This is a genomic window from Flindersiella endophytica (assembly GCF_054779015.1).
Genome location: NZ_BAAGYY010000015.1, coordinates 196,120 through 222,407, shown reverse-complemented (window position 1 = coordinate 222,407; position 26,288 = coordinate 196,120). Strand labels below are relative to the sequence as shown.

At 70.7% G+C, this 26,288-nt stretch carries 24 protein-coding genes; 14 read left to right on the top strand and 10 right to left on the bottom strand.

The genetic code is table 11. From position 1 onward, the window contains the following. Window positions 1–6: 6 nt before the first annotated feature. Together ACYVF6_RS16645 and ACYVF6_RS16640 are read left to right on the top strand one after the other, a co-directional pair. The gene (locus tag ACYVF6_RS16645; RefSeq protein WP_460522126.1) at window positions 7–2,823 is read left to right on the top strand and encodes an AfsR/SARP family transcriptional regulator; all 2,817 of its coding nucleotides are present in this window, start codon (window positions 7–9) and stop codon (window positions 2,821–2,823) included. Between the two features lie 67 nt (window positions 2,824–2,890). Further along, a complete protein-coding gene (locus ACYVF6_RS16640; RefSeq protein ID WP_460522124.1) occupies window positions 2,891–4,195 on the top strand; it encodes an ArsB/NhaD family transporter in 1,305 nt (434 codons plus the stop codon). Between the two features lie 15 nt (window positions 4,196–4,210). Here the strand turns inward: ACYVF6_RS16640 and ACYVF6_RS16635 are convergent, their stop codons facing one another. Continuing rightward, the gene (locus tag ACYVF6_RS16635; RefSeq protein WP_460522122.1) at window positions 4,211–4,432 is read right to left on the bottom strand and encodes a cold-shock protein; all 222 of its coding nucleotides are present in this window, start codon (window positions 4,430–4,432) and stop codon (window positions 4,211–4,213) included. Window positions 4,433–4,457: 25 nt separating this feature from the next. On the opposite strand from ACYVF6_RS16635, the gene ACYVF6_RS16630 reads away from it, so the two are divergent. Beyond that, window positions 4,458–5,012 carry an NUDIX hydrolase gene (locus ACYVF6_RS16630; RefSeq protein WP_460522120.1) on the top strand — a complete coding sequence of 185 codons (555 nt, stop codon included), beginning with the start codon at window positions 4,458–4,460 and terminating at the stop codon, window positions 5,010–5,012. 53 nt (window positions 5,013–5,065) lie between these two features. Here ACYVF6_RS16630 and ACYVF6_RS16625 read toward each other — a convergent pair whose 3' ends face one another. Beyond that, window positions 5,066–5,740, bottom strand: a complete 675-nt coding sequence (locus ACYVF6_RS16625; RefSeq protein ID WP_460522118.1) for a TetR/AcrR family transcriptional regulator — start codon at window positions 5,738–5,740, stop codon at window positions 5,066–5,068. Window positions 5,741–5,818: 78 nt separating this feature from the next. Here ACYVF6_RS16625 and ACYVF6_RS16620 point away from each other — a divergent pair, with 78 nt between their 5' ends. Beyond that, window positions 5,819–7,192: a serine hydrolase domain-containing protein gene (locus ACYVF6_RS16620; RefSeq protein ID WP_460522116.1), complete on the top strand. Its 1,374-nt coding sequence runs from the start codon at window positions 5,819–5,821 to the stop codon at window positions 7,190–7,192. Between the two features lie 95 nt (window positions 7,193–7,287). Here the strand turns inward: ACYVF6_RS16620 and ACYVF6_RS16615 are convergent, their stop codons facing one another. Together ACYVF6_RS16615 and ACYVF6_RS16610 are read right to left on the bottom strand one after the other, a co-directional pair. Then, window positions 7,288–7,830 carry an MOSC domain-containing protein gene (locus ACYVF6_RS16615; RefSeq protein ID WP_460522114.1) on the bottom strand — a complete coding sequence of 181 codons (543 nt, stop codon included), beginning with the start codon at window positions 7,828–7,830 and terminating at the stop codon, window positions 7,288–7,290. Between the two features lie 93 nt (window positions 7,831–7,923). Further along, window positions 7,924–8,142: a hypothetical protein gene (locus tag ACYVF6_RS16610; RefSeq protein ID WP_460522112.1), complete on the bottom strand. Its 219-nt coding sequence runs from the start codon at window positions 8,140–8,142 to the stop codon at window positions 7,924–7,926. 260 nt (window positions 8,143–8,402) lie between these two features. Between ACYVF6_RS16610 and ACYVF6_RS16605 the strand changes: the two genes are divergently transcribed. Next, window positions 8,403–9,416 (top strand): zinc-dependent alcohol dehydrogenase, encoded by a 1,014-nt coding sequence (locus tag ACYVF6_RS16605; RefSeq protein WP_460522110.1) that lies wholly within the window; start codon window positions 8,403–8,405, stop codon window positions 9,414–9,416. Between the two features lie 7 nt (window positions 9,417–9,423). Here ACYVF6_RS16605 and ACYVF6_RS16600 read toward each other — a convergent pair whose 3' ends face one another. Both ACYVF6_RS16600 and ACYVF6_RS16595 read right to left on the bottom strand, forming a co-directional pair. Beyond that, window positions 9,424–10,668, bottom strand: a complete 1,245-nt coding sequence (locus tag ACYVF6_RS16600; protein ID WP_460522108.1) for a hypothetical protein — start codon at window positions 10,666–10,668, stop codon at window positions 9,424–9,426. Continuing rightward, window positions 10,665–11,186 carry a SigE family RNA polymerase sigma factor gene (locus tag ACYVF6_RS16595; RefSeq protein ID WP_460522106.1) on the bottom strand — a complete coding sequence of 174 codons (522 nt, stop codon included), beginning with the start codon at window positions 11,184–11,186 and terminating at the stop codon, window positions 10,665–10,667. Before ACYVF6_RS16595 ends, ACYVF6_RS16600 begins: the two co-directional genes overlap by 4 nt. A gap of 181 nt (window positions 11,187–11,367) precedes the next feature. Between ACYVF6_RS16595 and ACYVF6_RS16590 the strand changes: the two genes are divergently transcribed. The 6 genes from ACYVF6_RS16590 to ACYVF6_RS16565 all read left to right on the top strand — a co-directional run bounded on the left by ACYVF6_RS16590 (window position 11,368) and on the right by ACYVF6_RS16565 (window position 18,262). Next, entirely contained in the window at window positions 11,368–13,440 is a 2,073-nt protein-coding gene (locus tag ACYVF6_RS16590) for a cellulose binding domain-containing protein (protein ID WP_460522104.1), read from the top strand. Between the two features lie 19 nt (window positions 13,441–13,459). Then, complete coding sequence (locus ACYVF6_RS16585) at window positions 13,460–13,789, top strand: hypothetical protein (protein WP_460522102.1); 330 nt, start codon at window positions 13,460–13,462, stop codon at window positions 13,787–13,789. Between the two features lie 22 nt (window positions 13,790–13,811). Beyond that, complete coding sequence (locus ACYVF6_RS16580) at window positions 13,812–14,489, top strand: hypothetical protein (protein ID WP_460522100.1); 678 nt, start codon at window positions 13,812–13,814, stop codon at window positions 14,487–14,489. Between the two features lie 119 nt (window positions 14,490–14,608). Then, complete coding sequence (locus tag ACYVF6_RS16575; RefSeq protein ID WP_460522098.1) at window positions 14,609–16,144, top strand: molybdopterin-binding protein; 1,536 nt, start codon at window positions 14,609–14,611, stop codon at window positions 16,142–16,144. Window positions 16,145–16,200: 56 nt separating this feature from the next. Continuing rightward, window positions 16,201–16,866 (top strand): fasciclin domain-containing protein, encoded by a 666-nt coding sequence (locus tag ACYVF6_RS16570; RefSeq protein ID WP_460522096.1) that lies wholly within the window; start codon window positions 16,201–16,203, stop codon window positions 16,864–16,866. A gap of 436 nt (window positions 16,867–17,302) precedes the next feature. Next, the gene (locus ACYVF6_RS16565; protein WP_460522094.1) at window positions 17,303–18,262 is read left to right on the top strand and encodes a hypothetical protein; all 960 of its coding nucleotides are present in this window, start codon (window positions 17,303–17,305) and stop codon (window positions 18,260–18,262) included. Here ACYVF6_RS16565 and ACYVF6_RS16560 read toward each other — a convergent pair. The 3 genes from ACYVF6_RS16560 to ACYVF6_RS16550 all read right to left on the bottom strand — a co-directional run bounded on the left by ACYVF6_RS16560 (window position 18,232) and on the right by ACYVF6_RS16550 (window position 19,883). Further along, window positions 18,232–18,642: a hypothetical protein gene (locus tag ACYVF6_RS16560; RefSeq protein ID WP_460522092.1), complete on the bottom strand. Its 411-nt coding sequence runs from the start codon at window positions 18,640–18,642 to the stop codon at window positions 18,232–18,234. The genes ACYVF6_RS16565 and ACYVF6_RS16560 overlap by 31 nt on opposite strands. A 245-nt stretch (window positions 18,643–18,887) precedes the next feature. After that, complete coding sequence (locus ACYVF6_RS16555) at window positions 18,888–19,337, bottom strand: tetratricopeptide repeat protein (protein WP_460522090.1); 450 nt, start codon at window positions 19,335–19,337, stop codon at window positions 18,888–18,890. Between the two features lie 30 nt (window positions 19,338–19,367). After that, on the bottom strand, window positions 19,368–19,883 hold the full coding sequence (locus tag ACYVF6_RS16550; RefSeq protein ID WP_460522088.1) for a DinB family protein: 516 nt from the start codon (window positions 19,881–19,883) through the stop codon (window positions 19,368–19,370). A gap of 239 nt (window positions 19,884–20,122) precedes the next feature. Here ACYVF6_RS16550 and ACYVF6_RS16545 point away from each other — a divergent pair, with 239 nt between their 5' ends. From ACYVF6_RS16545 to ACYVF6_RS16535, 3 genes are read left to right on the top strand one after another with little or no spacing between them, the layout of a single operon-like run. Further along, window positions 20,123–21,103, top strand: a complete 981-nt coding sequence (locus tag ACYVF6_RS16545; RefSeq protein WP_460522086.1) for a DrrA family ABC transporter ATP-binding protein — start codon at window positions 20,123–20,125, stop codon at window positions 21,101–21,103. Continuing rightward, window positions 21,100–21,891 carry an ABC transporter permease gene (locus tag ACYVF6_RS16540; protein WP_460522084.1) on the top strand — a complete coding sequence of 264 codons (792 nt, stop codon included), beginning with the start codon at window positions 21,100–21,102 and terminating at the stop codon, window positions 21,889–21,891. Before ACYVF6_RS16545 ends, ACYVF6_RS16540 begins: the two co-directional genes overlap by 4 nt. 30 nt (window positions 21,892–21,921) lie before the next feature. Continuing rightward, a complete protein-coding gene (locus ACYVF6_RS16535; RefSeq protein WP_460522082.1) occupies window positions 21,922–23,118 on the top strand; it encodes a cytochrome P450 family protein in 1,197 nt (398 codons plus the stop codon). Here the strand turns inward: ACYVF6_RS16535 and ACYVF6_RS16530 are convergent. Next, window positions 23,102–26,284 carry an ATP-binding protein gene (locus ACYVF6_RS16530; RefSeq protein WP_460522080.1) on the bottom strand — a complete coding sequence of 1,061 codons (3,183 nt, stop codon included), beginning with the start codon at window positions 26,282–26,284 and terminating at the stop codon, window positions 23,102–23,104. The two genes, ACYVF6_RS16535 and ACYVF6_RS16530, sit on opposite strands and share 17 nt — an antisense overlap. Window positions 26,285–26,288: the final 4 nt, after the last annotated feature.

Here is a 26,288-nt window from a genome sequence, read left to right as displayed (position 1 = left end):
TGAGCAGTGGAGCTTCGCGTACTCGGGCCGGTAGAACTGGTCGCGAACGGCCGGTCGGTGCAGGTCAGCGCCGCCCGGCAGCGCGGCCTGCTGGCCCTGCTCGTGGTCGAACGCGGGCGAACGGTGAGCAGCGAGTGGCTGATCGACCAGCTGTGGCCCGGCGGGCCGCCGCCGGCCGCCAAGGTCACGCTGCAGTCGTGTGTCTACCGGCTGCGGAAGCTGTTCGGCTCGCTGGAGGTCGCGACGACGCTGCACACCCGGTCGGGCGGGTACCAGCTGGATGTACCACCCGGACAGCTCGACCTCGAGAGGTTCGAGCAGAGCATCGAGGCAGGCCAGCGCGAGCTGGCGGCCGGGCGACCCGACGCCGCGGCGGCGCTGCTGCGTTCCGGGCTGGGCCTGTGGCGGGGCGAGGCGTTCGAGGCGATCGACGTACCGCTGGTACGCGACCAGGCCGGGCGGCTGCGGGAACGCCGGCTGGACGCGTTCGAGCAGTGCCTCACCGCGGAGCTGGCGACCGGCAGGCACGCCGACGTGGCCGGCGAGCTGGAGGAGCTGGTCCAGCGGTATCCGTTGCGCGAGTCGCTGTGGCAGCTGCGGATGCTGGCGCTGACCAGGGGCGGTCGCAAGGCCGACGCGCTCGAGGTCTACCGGCAGTTGCACCGGCTGCTGGACGACGAGCTGGGCATCCAGCCGTCCGCACCCGTACAGGAGCTGCACCGGCGGATCCTGGCCGGTGACCCGTCGCTGCACGAGTCGCGTGCCGAGGCACCGGCTGGTGTCGCTGAGGAGCCGGCGACCGTCTCCGAGGCCGGCGGGCGGACGACACCGCGCATGCTGCCGCCCGTGATCGGCGGTTTCACCGGGCGAAAGGCGCAGCTGGCCAGGCTGGACGAGCTGCTGCCGAGCGACACCGGGCAGGGGCGGCCGCGGCAGGAGGCGGTGGTGATCTCGGCGCTGTCGGGAACGGCCGGGATCGGCAAGACGATGCTGGCCGTGCACTGGGCCCACCGCGTGGCCGATCGTTTCCCGGATGGCCAGTTGTACGTCAACCTGCGTGGCTTCCATCCGACCGGGCAGCCGGTCACGCCGGCCGAGGCGTTGCGCGGCTTCCTCGACGCGCTCGGCGTACCCACGGGGAGTGGTGGGCGCGGGATCCCGGCCGGTCTCGACGCGCAGGTCGGGCTGTACCGCAGCCTGCTGGCGGACCGGCGGATGCTGATCGTCCTCGACAACGCGCGTGACAGCCAGCACGTGCGCCCGCTGCTGCCCGGTGCGCCCGGCTGCCTGGTCGTGGTGACCAGCCGCAACCAGCTCACCAGCCTGGTCGGCGTGGAGGCGGCGCGGCCGTTGCTGCTGGACCTGCTGACCACCGACGAGGCCCGCGAGCTGCTGGCCCGCCGGCTGGGCCAGGACCGGGTTGACGCCGAACCGCAGGCGGTCGCGGACCTGATCGAGGCGTGCGCCCGGCTGCCGCTCGCGCTCGTCATCGTCGCCGCCCGGGCCGCCACGCATCCCGGCTTCTCGCTGCGTGCGCTGGCCGACGAGCTGACCGCGGCGGGCAATGGGCTGGACGCGTTCACCGACTCCGACCCGGGCGACACGACGGCCGACGTACGCACGGTGTTCTCGTGGTCGTACCACCAGCTCAGCCCGGCGGCGGCGCAGCTGTTCCGGCTGCTCGGTCACCATCGCGGACCCGACATCTCGCTCGCGGCGGCCGCCAGCCTGGCGGGCGTTCCGCTGGCGCGCGTACGGTCGCTGCTGGGCGAGCTCACGCAGGCGCACCTGCTGACGCAGCACCGGCCCGGCCGGTACACGTTCCATGACCTGTTGCGGGCGTACGCCGGTGAGCTGGCGCGGACCGACTCCCCAGACGCGCAGCGCGCGGCGACGTACCGGATGCTCGACCACTACCTCCACACCGCGCACGCCGCGGACCGCATGCTCAACCCCAGCCGGGAGCCGATCAGCCCGCTACCGGTGCACGTGGGTACGCAACCGGAGTCCTTCGCCGACGCCGGGCAGGCGCTCGGCTGGTTCACCACCGAACACCAGGTGCTGCTCGCGGCCATCACCGCGGCGGACGGTGGCGGCTTCGAGACCCACGCCTGGCAACTGGCCTGGACGATGGTCGACTATCTCGACCGGCACGGCCACTGGGAGGACTGGGTGGCCGCGCAGAGCACGGCGCTCGCCGCCGCCGAACGCGCGGGTGACCGGCCGGCGCAGGCTCGCGCGCACGACAGCCTGATCCGCCCGTACATCCGGCTCGGCCGGCTGCTGCTGGCCTACGACCACGCCCAGCGGTCGCTGCTGGCGTACACCGAGGTCGGCGATGCCGCCGGGCGGGCCCGGGCGCAGCACAAGATCGGGTGGGTGCTGGGCACGATGGGCCGGACCCGCGAGGGCCTGGAGCACATGCGGCAGTCACTCAACCTCTACCGGCGGATCAGCCACAGCGCGGGTGAGGCCGACGCCCTGTCGGGCCTCGGCTGGCTCCTCGCCGAGCTCGGCGACTATCAGCTGGCGGTGGGGTATCTGCGCCAGTCGATCGAGTGGGGCGCGGCGTCGGGACACCTCTACGGCGGGGCATCCAGCTGGGAGCTGCTGGGCCGCGTCCTCCACCTCACCGGCGACCACCTTGAAGCCGGCGACTGTTTCCGCCAGGCGCTGTCCCTCTACGAGCAACTCGGCGACCGGCACAACCAGGCGGGGATGCTGCAACGGCTCGGCGAGACCGAACGGGCCCGTGGTGACGAGGTGGCCGCGAGCGAGCACCTCCGGCAGGCGCAGGCGATCCTGGCCGAGCTCGGGGCGTGAGGTTGCTCGCGCCGGCCGGCGGCTGACGAAGCCGGAGGGCGCCTGACCGTCCGATAGCCTCGGTCCGATGGACGCGGCAGCCTTGATCGCGATCGCGGTGTTCGTGATCGCCTACGTCCTGATCGCGACCGAGAGGGTGCACCGGGTCGCGGCGGCGTGCGGTGGCGCGGCGGTCATGCTGGTCGTCGGCGCGACGGACGCCGAGCACGCGTTCTTCTCCGAGGACTCCGGCATCGACTGGAATGTCGTGTTCCTGCTGCTGGGCATGATGCTGATCGTCTCGGTGCTACGGCGTACGGGCGTCTTCGAGTTCCTGGCGATCTGGGCCGTCAAGCGCGCCCGCGGCCGGCCGTTCCGCGTGATGGTGATCCTCGTCGTGGTGACCGCGGTCGTGTCGGCGATGCTCGACAACGTCACGACCGTGCTGCTGATCGCGCCGGTCACGTTCCTGGTCTGCGACCGGCTGGGCGTACGCGCCGCGCCGTACCTCATCGCCGAGGTGATGGCGTCGAACATCGGGGGCACCGCCACGCTGATCGGCGACCCGCCGAACATCATCATCGCCAGCCGGGCGGGGCTGACGTTCAACGACTTCATCGTCCACCTCGCGCCGTTCGTGGCGATCGTGATGGTCGTGTTCGTCGGGCTGTGCCGGGTGCTGTTCGCGCGGGCCTTCGTACACCACGAGGAACGCGCCGAGTCGGTGATGGCGCTGCGCGAGCGCGACGCGATCGACAACCCGCGGTTGCTCGTCGTCTCGCTGGCCGTCCTCGCCGTGGTGCTGGCGGCGTTCGTCCTGCACACGGTCCTGCACCTGGAGCCGTCGGTCGTGGCGCTGGTCGGTGGCCTCGCGCTGCTCGGCCTGTCCCGCCTGGACGCGGCCGAGGTGGCCAGGGACGTGGAGTGGCCGACGCTCGCGTTCTTCGCGGGACTGTTCGTCATGGTCGGCTCGCTGGTCAACACCGGTGTCATCGACGCGGTCGCGAACGCCGCCACCTCCGCCGTCGGCGACCGTCCCCTCACCGCGACGATGGCTCTGCTGTGGGGTTCGGCCGGCCTGTCGGCGATCATCGACAACATCCCGTACGTCGCCACCATGAGCCCGATCGTCGCCGAGCTCGTGTCGGCGGGCGGCGGCTCGAACTCCGGGCATGGCCACGTCCTCTGGTGGGCCCTTGCGATCGGCGCCGACCTCGGCGGCAACGCCACCGCGATCGGTGCGTCGGCGAACGTCGTGGCGCTCGGCATCGCCGAACGTGAGGGCAAGCCGATCTCGTTCTGGGAGTTCACGAAGTACGGCCTGGTGGTCACGTTGGCCACCATCCTCACCGCGACGCCGTACCTCTGGCTGCGCTACTTCGCCTTCCAGTAGGCGGCGGCCGCCGGCTCAGAGCTTGCGGACGCGGATGGCGCGGAGGCGGAAGCTGTCCTGCTGTGCTTCTTCGTAGTCGAACTCGACCTCGTCGCCGGCTTCGAGCGAGCGGTAGCCGTCCATCTCGATCGCACTGAAGTGGACCCAGGCGTCGCCCAGCCCGGCAGGGAGGTCGGGTGACTCGATGGCGCCCCAGCCGCGCTCGGCCTTGAAGAACTTGACCGTGCCACGTGCCATGCCGTGAGCCTGCCATGCTGGACGGATGCAGAACGGAGCGGCTTCGCAGGAGTGGCGTGTCCTCGGCTCGGAAGTGGTGTTCGACAACTGGATCACCGTCGTCAGGGATCGCTTGCGCAGGCCGGATGGCGGCGAGATGGACTATCACTATCTCGACTCCGCGGGTTCGGCATCCGTTCTGGCGTTCACCGAGGACGGGCAGGTCGTGCTGACGCGGCAGTATCGCCATCCGCTGCGGCGAGTCCTGTACGACCTGCCGGCCGGTGGCATCCAGCCGGGGGAGCAGCCCCAGGACGCCGCGTTGCGCGAGCTGGCCGAGGAGACCGGCTACGTCGCCGGCGAGATCGAGGTGCTCGGGCGCTTCAACCCGCTGCCCGGCACGATGGTGCACACCTGCCACGTCTACGTGGCCCGCGACCTGCGGCCGGGGCCGACCAACCTCGACGAGAACGAGGTCGTCGACGTGTCCCTCCAGCCGTGGGACGCAGTCGTCGACATGGTGCTGGACGGCAAGGCGGTCGACGGGTCGCTGGTCTACGCCGTGCTCCGCTACCTCGCACGCGAGACGGCGCGGCGTTGACGAGCACGACGTGAACCGGGTCGAGTGAAGCGGCTGGCCGGGCCGCGGCGTGGTCAGGCGGTCAGCCGCAGTTCGAGACCGTCGAGGATGGTGGCCAGGGCGTACTCGAACGTGTCGGGCGGCGCGTCGAGGTAGCCCGGCTCCGGATCCTTCAGCAACCGCTGCCGCAGCCTTGGGTACGCCATCCCGATCTCCACGGCCTTCGCCACGGTGTCGGCCATGGCCTGCTCCGGGTCGGCGCCGTCCTTGCGGAGCCGCCGGGCCAGTGAGACCTCCGCGGCCCGGCCGAGCGCCGAGCCGAGCACGAAGATGAAGACGGTGGCCAGCGCCTGGTCCGCCGCTTCGGGCGAGAAACCGGCGTGCTCGTAGATCGCCATGGCGTGGTCGTCGCAGCGGGCCTTGCCGGCGCCGTAGATGAGGTAGCTGCCGAACGCCTGGCCGATCCACGGGTGGCGGGTGAGCATCGCGTGCATGCTGGCGGCCATCGTCGTCGCGGCGGTGCGCCAGCCGACGGCCTCGTAGTCGGGGAGTTCGACCTCGGACCACACCGAGTCGACGGCGAGGCGGACGAGGTTGTCCTTGTTCTCGACATGCCAGTAGACCGCCGTCGCGGCGGAGCCGAGGCGCTTGCCGAGCGCGCGCAGGTTGAGGCCGTCGAGGCCTTCGGCGTCGAGCAGCTCGATCGCGGCCTGGACGATTCGTTCGGCGGTCAGCGTGTCTCGCGGCATGTCGAGAATCCTACTTGCACTTTGTTCAACTCGGCTCTAGGCTCCCACTTGTACTTAGTTCAAGTCGGAGGGATCACCATGACTCAGTTCCAGGAGTTCGTCGCCAAGAAGGCCACCGAGCTGGCCGTTCCGGGTGTGGTCGTCGGCGTGTGGGCGAACGGAGAAGCGACCTACGCCGGCCATGGCGTGACCAACGTCGAGCACCCCGAACCGGTCGACGAGCACACGTTGTTCCTGCTCGGCTCGGTCACCAAGACCTACACCTCGACGGCGTTGCTACGTCTGGTGGCCGACGGCCGGGTCGAGCTGGACGCTCCGGTGCGCCGCTACATCCCGGAGCTACGCCTGAGCGACGAGCGGGCAACGAACGAGGTCACCGTCCTGCAGTTGCTCAACCACACCTCGGGCCTCGACTGGTCGCTCCAGGTCGACACCGGCGAGGGCGACGACGCCCAGGCGCGGCAGACGGAGAAGCTGGCCGAGCTGAAGCTGATCGCGCCGCCAGGAACCCGCGCCTCGTACAGCCAGTCCGGCTACAACCTGCTCGGCCGGCTGATCGAGAAGGTCACCGGCCAGACCTACGAGCAGGCGATCGCCGAGCTCGTCACGAAGCCGGTCGGCCTCGCCAGCACGTTCTTCAACCGCGACGACGTGATGACCCGGAGGTTCTCCGTTGGCCACAACGCCGACCAGGACGGCAACCTCGAGGTCGCCCGCCCGTGGCGACACTGGCGCGCCCACAATCCGGGCGGCGGCATCGCGGCGAGCGCGGCCGACGCACTGCGCTGGGCGCGGTTCCACCTCGGCGACGGTCGTAACCCAGAAGGTGTTACAGACGGTACGCGGGTCGTGCCCGCCGAGATCCTGCACCGGATGCGCGTGCCGACCGTCGAGCTGAAAGGCAGCAGTCTCGGCGACGCGATCGGCATCTGCTGGTTCCTGCGCGAGGTCGACGGCGTGCGCGCGATCGGCCACGGCGGCTCGTCCAACGGCCAGTTCGCCGAGCTGCTGATCGTGCCGGAGCGCGACTTCGCGGTGATCTCACTGTCGAACACCAGCCCCACCGGCACGACGTTCAACCAGGCCGCGGTCCGCTTCGCGCTGCAGCACTTCGCCGGCCTCGACGACCGCGACCCGGAGCCGATGCCGTACGACGATGCCCGCGCTCGCGAGGTCGCCGGCGGGTACGAGAACGACGCGATGACGCTCACGATCGAAGCCGACGGCTCCAAGCTGGTGATGGAATGCCTGCTGCGGCCCGAGCTGCGCGAGAACGCCGAGATGGAGCTGCCGCCGGACTACCCGCCGGCGGAGTTCGGCCTGCTGCCCGGCGACGAGTACATCGTCACCGAGGGCGGCCTGTCGGGGCTGCGCGGCTTCTTCACCCGCGGCGCGGACGGCTCGGTGGCGGGCATCGACCTGGCGGGCCGGCTGTTCACCCGGACGCCGTAGCTATGAGCCGTACGCCAGCCTGGTCGCGGTGACCGATCAGCGGTGCCTGCTGGCGTTCGGGCTCGCTGCCGGCGGCTGATCCGGGCCGACGCCGGCTACACGGGCTGGAGCGGATGGTGCGGCGCGTCCGGGTAATCCGCGACGATCGGGTCGCCGGGACGGACGACGCCACCCGTTCGTACGACGCTCATGATGCCGGCCCTGCGTACCAGCTCGCCGTCGTCGCCCTTGAAGACAACCTGTTTCAGCAAGCCGGGCTGGAAGTTGTCGATCTGCACGCACGGGTTGCGCAGGCCGGTGACCTCGACCACCGCCTCGTCGCCGATCCGCAGCAGCGTGCCGGTGGGCAGCCCCAGCAGGTCGATGCCACTGGTGGTGATGTTTTCGCCGAGGTTGCCGGGCAGCACGGTGAAGCCGGCCCGGCCCACCTCGTCGAACAGCTCCTGGTGCATCAGGTGCACCTGCCGCAGGTTCGGCTGCGACGGATCGCGCGCGACTCGCGAGCGGTGCTTCACGGTCACGCCGGCGTGCACGTCGCCGTCGACACCCAGCCCGGCGAGCAGCATGATGCTGTCGCGGTTGGGTTTGGTGAAGGTGTAGGTGCCGTTGCGGTTGACCGCGATCACGCTCGCGGTCACGGGCTCACCTCGTAGGTCATGCCTTGGAGATTAACGTCCGTCGGCAACGTGGGCCCGTTTCACCGGCTCGACCCGGCTCGGTGCCTCGTGCGCTCAGTGCTTGGCGGAGCCGTTCGCGTCGCCGTGCAGGGTTTGGTCGATGTAGGCGTCGAGGTCGACCAGGCTCTGGTCGAACGCCTCGCTGCGCTGGGTGGGATCGCCGAGTTCCCGGCATAAGGCGTCGTAGATCGGTGTGCCTACGTCGGACGTCTGCGGACCTGCGCTGGCAGGGGCGGTGCCCCTCCCAGCTGCGGGAGGATCAGTTGCGACCATGGCCAGTTCACCTCGCTTAGTGCCGGCGGCGCCCCTACCCGGTTCCGAACCGCTCAAAACCACGCGTATCGAATCCGCGGCCACAAGCAGCGGTGCGGCCTGGACGGAGGGAACGGGCCGCACCGCAGCAAGGGGGTAGCTGGTACCAGGTCTCCAAAGTGCGGGAAGACGCGGCACCAATGTTCATCGCCCTACCCCCGCCGGTGGCGGGCATGCGCAAGGCTTGGCTGGATGTCAGCAGCGCAGGGGAGGGCCGAACGATGAGAGCAGTCGTGATCACCGCGTGTGGGCAGCCCGTGGAGACCAGGGACGTTCCCGTACCTGAACCTGGCCCTGGCCGGCTGCTGGTGCGGATCGAGACCTCCGGGCTCTGCCACACCGACCTGCACGCCGCGTCGGGAGACTGGCCGGTGCTGCCCAAGCTGCCGCTGGTACCCGGCCACGAGGGCATCGGCGTGGTGGAGGCGGTCGGCCCGGACACGCCGAGCCCGCTGCAGGGCAGGCGGGTCGCCGTTCCGTGGCTGGCCACCGCGTGCGGGCGCTGCCGCTACTGCCTCACGGGCTGGGAGACGCTGTGCCGGCGCCAGCTCAACACTGGGTACACCGTCGACGGCACGCACGCGGAGTACGCCCTGGCCTACGCCAACGGCGTCGTCGAGGTGCCGGAAGGCGTCTCGTCGCTCGACGCGGCACCGCTGACCTGCGCCGGCGTGACGACGTACAAGGCGATCAAGGTCGCCCGCGTCACGCCGGCCGAACGGGTGGCGGTGTTCGGCGTCGGCGGGCTCGGCCACCTGGCGGTGCAGTACGCCCGGATCGTCGGCGGCCTGGTCAGCGCCGTCGACATCGATCAGGCCAAGCTGGATTTGGCGGCGGAGCTCGGTGCCGACCAGCTGGTCGACGCACGTACGGCCGACCCGGCCGAGGCCCTGCGCCAGGTCGGAGGCGCCGACGTCGCTGTGGTGCTGGCCGCCTCGGCGCGGGTGTACGAGCAGGCGTTGCGGTCGTTGCGCCGGGGTGGGCGGCTGGTGATGGTGGCGCTTCCCGGTGGTGACGCGACGGTGGAGCTGCCGATCTTCCGTTCGGTGCTGGAGGGGATCTCGGTGCTGGGCTCGGTGGTCGGCACGCGGCAGGACCTCACGGAGGTGTTCGCGCTGCACGCGGCCGGCCGGACGAGGGTGGTCGCCGAGCCGCGGGCGCTGGCCGATGCCGGCGCGTGCTTCGAGGAGCTCCTGGCAGGCCGGGTGCCGGCCCGGTTGGTGTTCCAGCTCTGAGCGCGACCTACTCGGCGAGGCGCGTCACGCGGTCGCCGGTCGCGGTGGGGACGCGTTCGCAGGCGGGACGGTCGGCCGCGCAGCGGAGCAGGTCGGCGATCTCTCCGTCGAGGTCGCCCGGAGTGCCGTAGGTCAGCAGCAGTTCCCCGGACGACTCCCAGGCCAGCTGACTGAACCGCAGCTCCGAAACGGTTCGCTGCAGCTTCCGGTCCTCGGACACGCGTGGGCCGAGGTCGTCCATCCACTGCAGTTGTCCGGTGGCGAGCTCGCGCACCCAGATCCTGCCGCTGTCGGGTTGGAGGCCCGCGAACCACCGTCCGTCGGGGCTGATCCGCACGTCGGTCAGCGGCTCCGGCGAGAGCCCGCACTCCTTCCAGCGTTCGACCGGCCGCGGGTCGGCGGGACGCAGGTTGTGCACGCAGCCCTTGGCGTCCCGCAACAGGACGGTGTCCGGTGCCCGGGCGGCCACGAGTTGACCCTGCTTGCCCGCGTAGGACGTGCCGAGCAGCGGCTCGATCCGGTTGCTCGCCGGATCCCAGGCGTACGGCGACTGCACGCTCTCGTACATCAGCACGACCCGATCGCCGAAGAACGCCGCGACGCGGGGCGTACCTTGCTTCGGCAGGGCGGACACCGCGACCGGCGTCGACCGGATGATCCGTCCGCTGGGCAGCTCGGCAAGCCTGAGATAGCCGAGCCGGTCGCCGTCGTCGCGAGAGTCCATCCAGGCCACCCGCTTGCCGTCGGCCGAGACCGCGACCCCGACCGCGTTCGCCGGTGACTGCAGGACCTTCTCCGAACCGTCCGAACGGTGGTAGACCAGCTTTTCCTCGTCCCACCTCAGCCCCACCACAACGCCGTCGCCGGCCGGGAGCAGTGTGCCGACTCGCTCCCTTGCCGTCCACGTGGTGTCGCCGGCGACGACCGTCGACGGGCCTTCGAACTTCCCCGTCGCGTAGAGCCGCTCGGTCGGCGCGCCCTGCGGCAGCCGGTCCGGGTTGATCCTCGTGCTGCCGGTATCCGACGGCCGGGCCGGATCGAAGCCACGCAACGCCTGCGGCAGGGACGTACCGGAGGCCAGGACCACCAGAGCCACGGCGATCGCGACCCCGCCGATCGCTCCGGCCCGCCGCCGGACCCGGCGTCGCCGGCCCGCCGACACGACTCGTTCCTCCCAGTCGGCCGGCGGCGACACCTCAGCGGTCCGGTCGGCGAGGAGGTCACGTACACGGTCCTCGATCGGCGTGTTCACGATTCCTCCCGGATCAGAGTGGTCGGCTGTTCGTCGAGCGCCTGGCGCATCCGCTTGAGCGCCTGATGCGTGTGCGCCTTGACCGTCCCCGGCGCGCAGCCGAGGACGGCCGCCGTCTGGGCTTCGCTGAGGTCCTCGTAGAAGCGCAGCGCCAGCACAGCCCGCTGGCGCGCTGGCAGCCGGAGCAGTGCGGACCACAGCCGATCGCGTTCGTCCACCTCGTCCGTGCGAGGAGAGACACCGATGTCGGGCACGTCGTCGCCCGCCGGCCGCTCCGGCCGGCGGGCCCGCATCCGCCACCAGGACGTCGCCGTCGTGACCAGCGCCTGCCGGACGTATGCCTCGACCGCCTGCGGCTCGCGGATCCGGCCCCACGACGCGTAGACCTTGGCCAGCACGGTCTGCAGCAGGTCCTCCGCATGGCCGCGATCCCCGGTGAGGAGATACGCGGTACGCAGCAGAGTGGCGGAGCGAGCCCGGACGAACTCACTGAAGTCGGCATCGGAAAGCCTCGGCATCCCGCTCCTCCCGATCGCCTGCCGGAAAACTCACTCTCACTAGCCCAAGACGCCGGCGCTCCCAGATCGGTTTAGTGCCGTTCGACGCTCTCGTTGACGACCACGGCCGGGCGTCCTACGCTCCGCTTGGGAGCGCTCCCATCCCACCGTCGCCGCACCATGCCCCGATCCAGGAGCTCACATGCCCACCGCACGTCTGCGCCGCGCCGCGTTCGCGACCACCGTCGTCGCGACCCTGATCCCGCTGACCGCCGGCCTGTCCACGCTGCCGGCGGCCCAGGCGGAGCCCGCGCCGGACACCACCGTGGCCGTGAACGCGCGTGCGGGCCTGGCCACGATGCCCACCACCGGCCTCGGCATCAACCACGCGGTCTGGGACGCCAACCTCGGCACCACGCAGACGACCGGCCTGCTCGGCGCGGCCGGAGTGAAAATGATGCGCTACCCCGGTGGCTCGTACGGCGACATCTACCACTGGGAGACCCACACCGCACCAGGCGGCTACGTCGCGCCGGACACCGACTTCGACACGTTCATGGCCGGCGTGCGCGGAGCCGGCGCGCAGGCCATGGTGATCGCCAACTACGGCACCGGTTCGCCGGAAGAGGCCGCCGGCTGGGTCCGCCAGGCCAACGTGGTCAAGGGCTACGGCGTGAAGTACTGGGAGATCGGCAACGAGCTCTACGGGAACGGCCACTACGGCGCGGAGTGGGAGGCCGACAACCACGCCGACAAGAGCCCGACCGGGTACGCCAGCGAGGTCGTCAACTTCTCCCGGGCGATGAAGGCCGTCGACCCCACGATCAAGATCGGCGCGGTGCTCACCACGCCCGCCAACTGGCCGGACGGCGTGGTCGCGGGCGGCGATCCCGCGACCTGGAACCAGACGGTGCTCTCGATCGCCGGCCCGTACGTCGACTTCGTGATCCTGCACTGGTACCCCGGCGGCGCCACCGCGGCCGAGACGTTCGCCAAGCCCCAGCAGGTCAAGGACATGATCTACCTGGTGCGCAAGCAGATCGCGCAGTACGCCGGAGCGAACGCCGGCCGGCTCGGCATCGCGCTCACCGAGATGAACACCTCCGTCGGCCGCACCACCCAGCCCGGCGCGCTGTTCGCCGCCGAGTCGTACGCCGGCCTGTTGGAGCAGGGTGTGTTCACCGTGCAGTGGTGGAACACCCACAACGGCATCGGCACGGTGTCGGAGGTCGCCGGCCACACCGACTACGACGACTTCGGCCTGCTGTCCAGCGGCGTCTGCGACGCGGACAACGTGTGCGAGCCGGAGCTGAACACGCCGTTCGCGCCCTACTACGCGCTCGGAATGCTCAACCTGTACGCGCGTCCCGGTGACCAGTTCATCGGCGCCGGCAGCGACCGCGGCACGGTCACCGCCCACGCCGCCCGCCGGCCGAACGGCGACCTGGCCGTCCTGCTGGTGAACCAGGACCCCGACAACGCGCACACCGTGGCCATCGACTACGCCGGCTACACACCGGCCACCTCGGCGCCGACCGTGCACACGTTCGTCAACGGCGACACGGCGGTCACCACGGCCAGTACGGGCACCGCGACCAGCCAGACCCTGCCGCCGTACTCGCTGACCACGCTGGTGATGCACCCCGCCAAGGCCACCACCGGCGCTCCGGGCGCACCCGGCCAGCCGGGCGTCAGCGCGGTCACCGACACCAGCGCGACGCTGACCTGGCCGGCGGCCAAGGCCGGCGCCAAGCCGATCGCGAAGTACGAGATCCACCTGCACAACACCACGACCAGCGAGCAGTGGGGCGAGACGCCCGGGACGTCGTTCACGGTCTACAACCTCAACCCCGGCAGCCGGTACACGGTCAACGTGATCGCCCGCGACACCGGAGGCGCGGTCTCGTGGGCGTCGCCTCCGCTGACCATCACCACGGGCACTCCCGCCGAGAGCGCCTGCGCCGTCCACCTCACCGACACGTCCAACTGGGGCAGCGGGTTCGTCGCCAACCTCGACATCACCAACCACGACACCCAGGCCGTCAACGGCTGGACGCTGACGTTCCGCTGGCCGACGGCGCTGCAGCGGGTCGACTCCGGGTGGAACGGCACGTGGACACAGTCCGGCACCACCGTGACCGTCACCAACGCCGACTTCAACGCCGTGATCGAGCCTGGCGGCAGCGCAGGCGTCGGTTTCGTCGGCGCGTACAGCGGTCCGAACATCCTGCCGCTGTCGTACACGCTGAACGGAAACGTCTGCACCACGAGCTGACCGGTCCTACATTGGGAAGATGCCCGGCCTCGCAAGGAACGTCGCCGGCACGGCAGCACTGGTAAGGCTGGCGCACGGCGTGCGAACCGACGACCTCGCGGGCGCGTTCGAACGCGCCGTCGGCGCCGCTTTCGTCCAGATCCCGGCGACCTGGGTGCTGGTGGGCATCGTCGCCGCGCTGTTCGGGCTCAACCAGGTGGTGCTCGACATCTCGCCGTACGCCCACGTGCCGAAGCTGCCGGGCGGCGCGCTCACGGTGACGCCGCTCGTGTGGTTGACGGTGGTCGCGGCCGCACCGACCGCTGCCGGGCTGGTGGGCTTCCGCCGGCGGGACACCCAGCCGGCCTGATCGCCCGCCAGGAAGGGGACCCATGGTCATCGGTTTGCTGCTGATGCTGATCGCGGCGACGGGTGTGGTCCTGGGACTGGCGGTGAGCATCTACCTGGTTGTCAGCCGGATGGAGGGGCGGCGCGTCGCGGCTGACAGCGCGGCTGACGACGCGCCCGGCATCGGCTCCGACTCCGGCTCCGGCGAACGCGACGAGGCCATCGTGCTGTTCGAGGTGCAGGTCATCGAGGCCAGGCCGCGCGCGGAGTCGTCGTTCTACATCGTGCTGAGCCGGCAGTCCGTCCTGCCGCCTGCCGGCAGCTCCGACGCCGCGTTACGCGACCTGGCCAGCGCCTACGCGGCGGACGCCCCGGACGTACCTGCGGGTTTCGCCGACCTCCGGGAGGCCGCCGAGAGCGTCGACGACCTGGTCCGGGCGGCGCTGATCGGCTCGCCGGCCGAGGGCGTCATCGCGATCATCAACGTTCCGGCGAAGCTGATCGACCCGGTGAGCGACCTGCTCGAGGAGACCGTGCCGCTGCGTACGGACGGGCTGGTGAAGCGAACGGCCACGATCCTGCGCGCCGCGGGCGTCGTGCGCGGCCTGGCGAGCGGCGAGCTCAGGCTCGACAGCGCGGCGGCCGGAATCCTCGCCCGGCGAGAGCTGTCGGCGGTGATCAGCGACATCGTCGCCAACGAGCTCAACCCGGCGCCGCGCTGACGGCGCTTCCGGGCTGAGGGTGCGTGCGAACGTGTCCGTCCGGCCATCCCGCGCCCGGCTGCTGCGGCCCGCTGCGAAAACAGACCAATCCGGACGTGCCACGGTGACGAATCCCGGTTATGGAGATCACCAAACGTCGCCGGCTGCTGGGCGGGGGTGCGGGGATCCTGGCGGTGGCCGCCGGGCTGGGCGTGTCGTACGGGCTGGCGAGCGCGCTGTCCGTACCCTCGCCGATCGAGTCCGTCGGCACGTGGGCCATCGATCTCGCGCCGGCCGCGGTCAAGGACTACGCGGTCTCGACGTTCGGCACCGCTGACAAGCCGCTGTTGCTCGTCGGCCTGCTGGTCGGGATCGCCTGCCTGGCGGCGGTTGCCGGAGCGATCGGAGTGCGCCGGCCGCGCGCCGGAGCGGCGATCGCCGGCGGGTTCGGGGTGGTCGGTCTGGCCGCCGCCGCGTTCCGGCCGGCTTCGGGCGGCTTCGTCGTACGTATGGTGCCGGCGCTCACGGCCGCGGTGATCGTGGTCGGAGCGCTCGCCGTTCTGCTCCACCTCCTGCGCGAGGAACCGCGCACAGAAGCCCCGCAACCCGGCGGCTTCGATCGGAGACGGTTCCTGGTGACCGCACTGGCGGTTGGTGCCGCCGGTGCCGCGGGCGGCCTGGCCGGCCGGACGATCGCGGGGACAGCGAAAACCCCAGCGACCTTGCGCATACCGGCCCCGGCCGGCCGGGCTCCAGCGGTGGACGAAGCGGCGGTCGGCGTCGAGGAGCTGCGCCGAGTCACGCCGTTCTTCACCCGAAACGCGGACTTCTACCGCGTCGACGTCAACCTGTCGGTGCCTCGCGTAGACCCGGCGACCTGGCGGCTGCGTATCCACGGCATGGTCGAACGTGAGCTGGAGCTGGACTTCGCGCAGCTCGTCGACCGCCGCCTGGTCGAGCGCGACATCACGTTGACCTGTGTCTCGAACGAGGTCGGCGGGCCGTACGTCGGCAATGCGCGCTGGACCGGTGTGCCGCTCGCGGAGCTGCTTTCCGAAGCCGGCTTGAAAGATGGCGCGGACGCGGTGAGGTCGACGGCGGTCGACGGCTTCACGATCGGTACGCCGCTGCAGGCGCTCACTGACGGCCGCGACGCGCTGGTGGCGGTCGCGATGAACGGGCGGCCGCTGCCCGCCGAGCACGGGTTCCCGGCACGCATGGTGGTTCCCGGCCTGTACGGCTACGTGTCGGCCACCAAGTGGCTCGTCGACCTCGAGGTGACGCGGTTCGAGGACTTCGAGGCGTACTGGACGAAACGTGGCTGGGCCGCGCGGGCGCCGATCAAGACCTCGTCCCGTATCGACACGCCGCGGCCGTTGGCCAACCTGCGTTCCGGAAAGGTCGCCGTCGCGGGCGTCGCCTGGGCGCAGCACCGCGGTGTCGCCAAGGTCGAGGTACGCGTCGACGGCGGCGCATGGAACCCCGCACGACTCGCTGCGCAGGACACGCTTGACACCTGGCGGCAATGGGTCTGGCAGTGGGACGCCACGCCCGGCAACCACACCTTGGAAGTCCGCGCGACCGACCGGACGGGCGCGGTCCAGGTCGAACGTCGCGTGCCGCCGAGGCCGAACGGATCGAGCGGCTGGCACAACGTCACCGTCCTCGTCGCGTGAGGGACAAGGCTTTCCTGGCCTGCCGGTCAGGGAAAATCGAAAAGGAGCAACACGTCATGAGAAGAGTTCGACAGGTCGGCCTCACTGTGGCGATCCTGGCCGTCTCACTGCTCGGCGCGGGCTGCAGTGGTGGTGGCGAGGAGGCAACCGCCAACCAGAGTTCGGAAACCCAGTCCGCCACCCCGTCGGAAACTCCGTCCAAGTCCACGCCGTCCGCCGACGACACGAGCGGCGGCGGCATGGTCGGGGCGGGCTGTGCGGCGTACGCCAAGCAGGTTCCCACCGGCGACGGCTCGGTGGAAGGCATGGCGAAGGATCCGGTCGCTGTGGCGGCGTCCAACAACCCGTTGCTGAAGACGCTCGTGCAGGCGGTGTCCGGCAAGCTCAACCCGAAGGTGAACCTGGTCGACACACTGAACGGCGGCGAGTTCACGGTGTTCGCGCCGGTGGACGACGCGTTCGGCAAGATCCCGGCGTCGACGATCGAGGGCCTGAAGACCGACGACAAGACGCTGACGTCGATCCTGACCTACCACGTGGTCGCCGGCCAGATCGCGCCCGGCCAGATCGTCGGTGAGCACAAGACGGTCCAGGGCGGCACGGTGACCGTCACCGGCTCCGGCGACAACCTGAAGGTGAACGACGCCAACGTGATCTGCGGCGGCGTCAAGACCGCGAACGCGACTGTCTATCTGATCGACAGCGTGCTGATGCCGAGCTGACCTCTCGGCGGCAATTGGCGCCGGTGTCCCCGCGTTTGCCGGGCACCGGCGCCTGCCACGTGGCCGGCTCCCGTACACCAGAAATACTTCCTCTCCCTTCCTCACCCGTCGTGAATCCACAGCCGACGTAGGTGCTCCAAGGGCTGCGGCGTCGGACCGTTGCGTCCTGGATCGCGCAGCCCCACCCGTCCGCTGAATCGGGCGAACGAGCCGTCTTGCGCGCCCGAACGGGCCTGCTGCCGGACCGAAAGGTCCGTCGCGCCCGGGCGTGACCTGGCTCACGGACCGTTCGGTCCCTCTTCTGCCGACCCACGGTCGGTCAGCTGGTCCCCGTTCGACCGGCGAATTGAACGCCCCCCTCCTTCAGGCTGAAGGTGTCGCTGAATGCGGCGCGTATTCCCGCCCCCCATTCCCCAGTGCAAGGCTCCGAAGATCCATGACTCGCATCCTGACCCTGGCCGCCGCATGCCTGGCCACCGCCGCCGTCGCGGCGTTCGTACCGTCGACCGGAGAGGCGCAGGCCGCCACCAGCGCGACCACCACCACGACCGCCCTCCTCACCACGACGCTGCGGGCGTCCAACCCCAGCTACAGCAACGTTCTGCGGCTGCCGGCCATGACCCTTCGCGCGGGTCAGGCGAGGTTCATCGACGGCCGGATCGCCGCGACGTCCAATGTCACCCGCGGCCCCATGATCGGCGCCCGCATCATCTGCCTCGGCGGAGGCGGCGGTTCGACCTACTCGACCACCAACCACGGCGGCAAGGCCGCCGGCACCGGGCTGGTCGTGGTCCGCTGGCTCTTCGTCGCTCCGCAGGACAGCACCTACACTTGCGAGCTCCGCGGCATCGCCCACGACCAGCTCGACCCGGACCACGCCGCGCTGACCCTCGTCCGCAGCAGCACGGTCATGACCAGCCGCCCCACCAACCCCGCGTCGGCCCAGTGGGGTGACGAAGCCAACTCCTGCGTCGGGATCAAGGCGATCCAGAACATCCTGCAGTGCTCGACCGCCAGGAGCACCCAAGCCGTGCTGCGCCGCACGATCTCGACCAGCACAGCGAAAACGGCGACCGTCCTGGCCGACGTCGAGCTGAGCCGGGAGTACGGCGCCTACCCCGGCGGTGACAGCGCCGTCCAACTCACGTTGCGCGCCACCCCGGTCGACACCTCGGGCAGGGCCTGCGCATCGACCAAGCAACTGTCGACGACGCCGACGATCTCCGGCAACCTGCACCACTACAAGCCCCGGCTCACGCTCTCCAACCTGCCGGTCAACCAGTCGGCCACCTGCGGCAAGCGGCTCACCGTCGACGTCTACGTCAAGTGGGTCAAGGGCAATCCGGTGACGATGCACAACCGCGTCTACTCCAACGCGATCGTCCTGCTGCCCTGACGGGGCTCGGGCCGCAGCTCGGCGGCGACCTCGCCGGCTTCGGGTGCGCCGTAGGCCTCGAACAGCCGCCAGGCCGAACGCAGTCGCCCGGCCCGGTCCTCACCGGCGAGCTCGCTCAGCAGGCGCAGCGCACGGGCATGGCCGAGCACGTGCCCGGCGGCCTGGAACATGTCGTGAGCCTGCGTCGCGCGCCGGCGTCCGGCGTCCAGCCGCCCGGCACCCAGCTCAGCTCTGGCGAGTACGAGCGTCGACTCGGCATCCTTGACGCGTTCGTGGCTCTTGGCCAGCTCGAGCGCCTGCCGGGCCAGCGACTCGACGACCGGCCACCGGCCGCGGTCGCACTCGGCGGCCGCGAGGCCGCACAACGCGTCGGCCTGCACGTCGACGTCGCGCGTTGCCTTCGTGGCCGCGACCGCGCGTTCGAGCCTGGCGATCGCTGCCCCCGAGCCCCCGTACGCAGGTGGGCACCGCCGAAGACGACGTGGATCTGGGCGACGAGCCGCGGCTGGCCGACCTGCTCGGCCAGCGGAAGCAGGGAGGTGAGGAGGTCGATCGCCTCGTCGTGCCGGCCGAGGTCGAGCAGGAGCTGTGCCCGGCTCCGCCTGATCCGGCACACGAATCCCGGCTAGTCGAGATCGGCGGCCTGGCGTTCGGCGTGGCCGAACAGGCCTTCGATGCCGTCGAGGTCGCCGACCATCGGCTTGATCTCCAGCAGGTTGCCCCACGTTCCCAGCGACTCGCGAGGGGGCGCGTCGCGGCGCAGCTCGAGCACCTCCTCCCACCGCTGGATGGCCGCGCGGAGGTCGCCGCGCTGGCAGGCGAGCCTGCCGAGGTTGGCCGGCGTGGGGGCTTGCAGGCGCACGTGCTCGCCCGTCGCGCGCTTGATCGCGAGCGCGCGGGTCAGGCAGGCCTCGGCTGCGTCCAGGTCGCCGAGGTCCTGCTGTCTGACGCCGAGACTGTTCCGGCAGTACGCCTGGAGGGGAAGCTCGCCGAGGCGTTCGGCCAGCCGGAGCGCCTCGGAGAGCGTCGCGGCCCCTTGCCTCACGTCCACGCGGCTCTGGACTTCGAACCGCACGAGTTACCCCCATCACTGTCAGCCGTGAACTCAGACGCCGGTTCCGCCGTCGATACGTTCGCGGATGAGGTCGGCGTGGCCGTTGTGCCGGGCGTACTCGGCGATCATGTGGGTGTAGATCCACCGCAGCGTGACCTCGCCGCCGCCCAGGAACGGGCTGGTCTGGTCGAGTGCGCGATCGGCGCAGTTCGCCCGTGCCAGGGCAACTTCGCGTTGCCAGTTCTCGTACGCCGTCTCGAACGAGATGTCGTCGTGCAGGTCGAAACCGCCGTCGTGGCCGTGCGGGTTGGGCGTGGAGTCGTAGATCGCGGGCACGTCCTCGCCGATCAGGACCCGCCGGAACCAGTTGCGCTCGACCTCCGCGAGGTGCTGGATCAGGCCGAGCAGCGTCAACGGCGACGGCGGCACGGAGGCGTTGCGGAGCTGTTCGTCGTCGAGGCCCTCGCACTTGATCGCGAGAGTCGAGCGGTAGAAGTCGAGCCAGCCGGCCAGGGTCGCGCGTTCGTCGGCGTTCGGCGGAGGCATCGGGCGGTCGGTCTCGGGCATCCGGCCAGCATTCCACAACGGCGCCCGGTGCCCTGGCGGACAAGGGTCACCGCGGGGTCTCGGTGTACGTCGCACTGCGGGCCGCGGATCCACCACCGCCGAGGGCTGGCGCTGAGCGCGGTTTCAGCACCATCCCGCTGCTCTGAAACCGCGCTGAAACCGCCGTAAATCTCGTCCGGCGCACTCTCGTCGCCATAGCCGGTTCGAAAGCGCACCAACCAGACGAGAAAGAGATGACCATGACGACCGTCCCAAGCAGAGCGGCCGGTGAGGCGATCAGCGCCATCGGGCTGCGCAAGTCGTTCGGCGACCAGGTGGTGCTGGACGGCATCGACCTGCACGTCCCGGCCGGAACGATCTTCGGCCTGCTCGGCCCGAACGGCGCCGGAAAGACCACGACCGTGCACATCCTGTCGACGCTGATCACGCCGGACGCGGGCCGGATCCGCGTCGGCGGCCACGACCTGGCGACCGATCCCGACGGCGTACGCGACTCCATCGGCGTCACGGGTCAGTTCTCCGCCGTCGACCACCTGCTCACCGGCGAGGAGAACCTCCTGCTGATGGCGCGCCTGAACCGGCTCGGGCGAGCCGAGGGCAGGCGGCGCGCCACCGAGCTGCTGGAGTACTTCGACCTGCGGGACGCGGCCAGGAAGCCGGCTCAGACGTACTCCGGCGGCATGCAGCGCCGCCTCGACCTCGCGATGACGTTGGTCGGCAACCCGCGGATCATCTTCCTCGACGAGCCGACCACCGGCCTCGACCCGCGCAGCCGGCGGTCGATGTGGCAGATCATCCGCGGGCTCGTCGCCGACGGCGTGACGATCCTCCTCACGACGCAGTACCTCGAGGAGGCCGACGAGCTCGCCGACCGGATCGCCCTGCTGGATCACGGCAACCTGGTCGCCGAGGGCACGCCCGCGGAGCTGAAGCGGATGATCCCGGGCGGCCATGTCAGCTTGCGGTTCGCCGACGCCCGCGGCCTCGCGTCGGCCGCCCAGCTGCTGCCGGCGTCCAAGCGCGACGACGATGCGCTCGCGCTGCAGGTGCCGAGCGACGGCAGCCTGCGTTCGCTCAAGACCATCCTGGACCGCCTCTACGACGAGTCGATCGAGGTCGACGAGCTGTCGGTCCACACGCCCGACCTCGACGACGTCTTCCTCTCGCTGACCGGGCAGCCCACATCCACGCAGAACAAGGAAATGGAGCCGTCCCGATGAGCTCGCTCGCCTACGCGTTCAGCGACTCGGCCACCATGCTGGGCCGCAATCTCAAGCACATGATCCGCTACGCCTCGGTGACGTTGATGCTCATCGGCATGCCGATCATCTTCCTGCTGCTGTTCGTCTACGTCTTCGGCGGCACTCTCGGCGCCGGGCTCGGCGGCGTCGACGCCGGACGCGCGGAATACCTGAACTACGTCACGCCGGGAATCCTCATGATGGCGATCGCCAGCACCGCGCAGGGCACCGCGATCTCGGTGGCGATGGACATGACCCAGGGGATCATCGCCCGGTTCCGCACGATGGCGATCACCCGCGGAGCCGTCCTCACCGGACATGCCGTCGGCAGCGTGCTGCAAACCCTGCTGGGGCTGGCGGCCGTGCTCGCGGTCGCGTTCCTGATCGGCTTCCGGCCCAACGCGGGACCGCTCGACTACCTTGCCCTGCTGGGAATCCTGACGTCGATCGCGGTGGCGCTCACCTGGCTCTCGACCGCACTCGGCATGGCGAGCAAGACCGTCGAGTCAGCGAGCAACATCCCGATGCCGCTGATGTTGCTGCCGTTCCTCGGCAGCGGCTTCGTTCCGACCGACTCGATGCCGACGGTGATCCGGTGGTTCGCGGAGTACCAGCCGTTCACGCCGTTCATCGAGACGATCCGCGGCCTCCTGCTCGGCACGCCGATCGGCAGCAGCGCGGTCCAGACCATCGTGTGGTGCGCCGGCCTCTCGGTGCTCTGCTACGTCTGGGCGGTGCGCCTCTACAACCGCGATCCCAACCGCTGAAGGGCTCTACTGAGGAAAGGAAGGCCCCGCATGACAACGTTCGCGGAACAGTGGAATGTCCACCCGGCCCAGTTCTGGTTGCGCGGTCGGGCGCCGGAGCAGCTGGTCCGGCTCGACGAGAACAGTGGCATCTGGCACGTCTACGGCCACCCGGAGGCGTTGCGGATCATCACCGATCCGGAGACGTTCTCCTCCGACACCTCGCGGTTGATGCCCGACACCATCGACACGTCGTTCAACGACGGCAACCTGATCCAGATGGACGCGCCGGACCATCGCAAGCTACGGAGGCTGGTCAGCAGCGCGTTCACGCCGAAAGTCGTTGCCGGACTGGAACCGCGGATCCGCACGATCACCAACGAGCTGCTCGATGCCGTCGCGGGCAAGGAGGAGATCGAGCTGGTCGGCGACCTCGCGTACCCACTGCCGGTGATCGTGATCGCCGAGCTGCTCGGCGTGCCGCCCGGCGACCGGGATCTGTTCCGGGAGTGGGTGGGAAACCTGTTCGAGAAGCGGCCGGACCTGTCGATGGGCAAGGACAGCGCGGAGCTGGAACGCGAGCTCCAGCAGCACCTGGGCGGCCTGCAGGCGATGTACGACTATCTCCACCAGCACGCCGCCGAGCGGAGACGGCAGCCGCGGGAGGACCTGCTCACCGGGCTGGTCCGGGCCGAGGTCGACGGCGAACGGCTCAGCGACACCGAGGTCGTGAACTTCGCCGGCCTGCTGCTGGTGGCCGGCCACATCACCACGACCATGCTGCTCGGCAACACGGTGCTCGCCCTGGATCTCAACCCCGAGGCGGGTGCCCTGGTCAGATCCGATCCTTCGCTGGTGCCGCCGGCGATCGAGGAGTCGATCCGGTACCTCAGCCCGTTCGCCCTGCTCGGCCGGTCGACTCGAGCCGACGTGGAGGTCGCGGGCCGGCGGATCCCGGCGGACCAGGTGCTGATGGTGTGGATCGGCGCGGCCAACCGTGACCCGCGGGCGTTCGCGGACCCGGACGTGTTCGATCCGATCCGGGATCCCAATCCCCACCTGGGGTTTGGCCGCGGTGTGCACTTCTGCCTGGGCGCGCCGCTGGCCAGGCTGGAGGGGAGGATCGCACTGAACATCCTCTTCGACCGGTTCCCGGCGTTGCGCACGATCCCGGAGCGTCCACCGGCGTTCATGGAGACGACCGAGATGACCGGCGTGACGACGCTGCCGCTCAGGACAGTGCTGTAGCACCGAGAAGGTCGAGAGCTGCCAACCGCAACCCCTCGCGGTCCAGGCCGGCGTAGGAGGACACGGCTTCCTCGTACGCCGGCCGGGCTGTGTCGAGCGCGAGTTGCCGGATCCGGCGCGGCTCCATCGTCGGCCGGAAGTAGCGGAGGTAGCGCAGTCGTTCGGCCAGCGCGATCATTCGTACGCCCGCGGCCGTGACGGCCGGGTCGTCTGTACGCGAGCCGCGGTCGAGCGCGACGATCGCCGTCGCCAGCAGCAGCGTGCCCCAGATCGGGCCCTGCATCAGGTGTGGCGGCGGGTTGGACACCGGATCGGCGAGCATCTCGGTCAGCCGGCCGGGTAGCTCGGCGACGACGGACTCGACCAGCTCGAGCCGGTCGTGCTGCCCGTGCGCGACGACCGTGACCGCCGCGGCCTCCAGCGCCCACGGGTCCACACCGATCGCCTGGACATAGGGCTCCTGGTTCGTCGACCAGCTCAACCGGTCGACGACCCGGCGCCACAATCGCAGCCCGGCCTCGACCTCGCCGCGGGCGAGCAGGAGCTGGGCCCGGACGGCGAGGTCGTAGTCATAGGTGCCGAACGCCTCTTCCGGCATCGCGCAGCTCGGGTCGTCGACCCGGGTGTGGAACGCCCGCGCCATCCAGCGTTCGGCCTCGTCGAACGCTCCGAGCTGGATGTTCGCGAGCACGAGCCACCACTTGATGCCCTCGGCGTCCGCCACGGCGCCGAGCTTCTCCAGCACCGGCAGCGCCGTCACAAGGTGGTAGCGCACGTCCACGCTGGTCTCGGTCTGCAGTGCGAGCTCGCTGATCCGGGTGTGAGCCATCGCTTCCAGCCACGGCATCTGCTGGCTGCGCAGGGCATGGAGCAAACGCTGGGCGGCCACCAGCGCCTGGTCCAGATCGCCCTTGCCCTCCCAGAAGTAGCTGAGGAGTGCGGCCGCGCCGGCGGCGAGCAACGGGGCGTCACCGGTGCTGAGCCGGTCCAGCTCGGCCAGGTCGTCCGGCGAGACGTCGAGCAGGACGCCGGCCGCCGCGGCCATCGTGCCGGGTTCCGCGGGCGGCAGCCGCCGCAGTGCGACCTGCGCGCGCGTGGCGCGCGGGCCGAGCAGCAGCAGGGTGAACACGGTGGTGAACGTCAGCAGCGACCGCGTGGGCTCGACGTAGTCCGGCTCCGGGCGGTAGTGCGAGAGCAGCCACGAGCACTCCTCGTAGAGCGCGCCCATCCTGACGTAGTTGCCCTCGGCCGTGATGACCGTGATGAGGGCCGCGGCGCTCGCGGCCGTCGAGGCGCCGTCGCCGCGGGCAAGCGCCAGGCGGAGGGCCAGGTTGAGGTTGTCCTGCTCGGCCCGGACGCGGCTGATGGCGGCGTACGGCTCGGGCTGGTAGAGCGTGTCGTGATGCGCGCGGCCGAACGCACGCGCCCAGGCAAGCAGTCCGCCGACCGCCTGCTCGACCTCGCCGGCGGCCTCCAGCTGGACGGCACCGAACTCGCGGACGGTCTCCAGCATCCGGAACCGCAGGCCGGTGTCGGTGTCGGCGGCCTTGAGCAGCGACTGGTCGACCAGCTGCTCGAGCAGGGGCAGGACGTCGTGGCCCGGCAGGAGATACTCCGCGGCCTCGGCGGTGAAGCCGGCGGTGAAGAGCGACAGCGCCCGCATCGCCGTCCGCCCGTCGGGCTCCAGGAGGTTCCAGCTCCAGTCGACGACCGCGCGCAGGGTCTGGTGCCGTTCCGGTACGTCACGCCCGCCGCCGCGCAGCAACGCGAACCGGTCGGAGAGCCGGCGCGCGATCTCCGCGACCGACAGCACCCGGACCCGGGCGGCCGCGAGCTCGACCGCGAGCGGAAGGCCGTCGAGGTGCTCGCACAGGTCCCGGACCGCGGCTCGCGGCAGCTCGACGCCGGGCCGGGCCGCGCGGGCCCGCTGTTCGAACAGCTCGACCGACGTCGACAGGTCGAGCTCCGGCAGCAGGTAGACCGATTCCGACGACAGCCCCAGCGGCGTGCGGCTGGTGGTCAGCACGCATACGTTCGCGGTCATCGAGACCAGCGCCTGGACCAGTTCGGCGACGCCATCGACGACCTGCTCGCAGTTGTCGAGCACCAGCAGGACGCTGGCGTGGCCGAGCACGTCGACGATCCCGCGTACGGCGTCCACACTGAAGCGATAGCCGCGCCAGGCGTCGCCGGCACCGAGCGCGGAGCCGACCTCACCGGTCACGTCCTCGTCGCTGGTCACGCCCGCCAGCGCCACCAGGTAGACGACTCGCTGCGGGGCCTCGCGGGCGACGACGTTGGCCAGCCGGGTCTTTCCGAGCCCGCCGGGGCCGACGATCGAGGTGACCCGCGAGGTGCGTATGAGCCTCGCCACGGCCGCGATGTCGTCGGTTCGGCCCAGCAGGCGGTTCGGTTCGTGCGGGACGCCCTGCCGAATCTCGGGCGACTCGCCGCGCAACAACTCCTGCTGCAGCGCCTGCAGGGCCGGACCGGGATCGGTGCCGAGGTCGTCGCGCAGCGAGCGGCGGTAGTCCTCGTAGCCGGCGAGCGCCTCCGACGGGCCGGCGGTCGCTGCTTCGGAGCGCAGCAGCTCCAGCCGGATCTCCTCATCGCGCGGATGCTCGCCGGCGAGCGCGGTGAGCGACTCCATGGCCTCGGCGTGCCTGCCGAGCCGGGACAGCGCGAGGGCGCGGGCACGTACCAGCGCACGGTGGGTGGAGACTCGCTCGGCACGCAGCTCGGAGACGGGGTCGTCGAGAGTTGGTTCGTCGCCGACCTTGCCGTCCCACAGCTCCAGGCCGCGTTCGGCGGCCGCGAGCGCGGCGGAGGCGTCCCCGCCACGAGCGGAGCGGGCGCTGGCGGTGGCGTGCAGGCCGATGGCCGAACTGTCGACCTGCTCTTCGCCGAGGCCGAGCCGGTAGCCGGCGGGCGCACTGACGATCAGGTCGGCGCCGAACTGCGAACGCAGCCGGGAGACCAGCACCTGCAGCGCCTTGGTCGGGTTGGCGGGCTGCTCGTCCGGCCAGAGCTCGTCGACCAGCCTGCCCGTGCTGCAGCCGGTACGCAGGTCGGCGGCGAGCAGCGCCAGGAGGCCACGCAGCCGGGGACCGGTGATCTCCTGGCCACGGCAGGCCACGCCGGACAGCAGGGCCAGCTCGATGGTCACAACG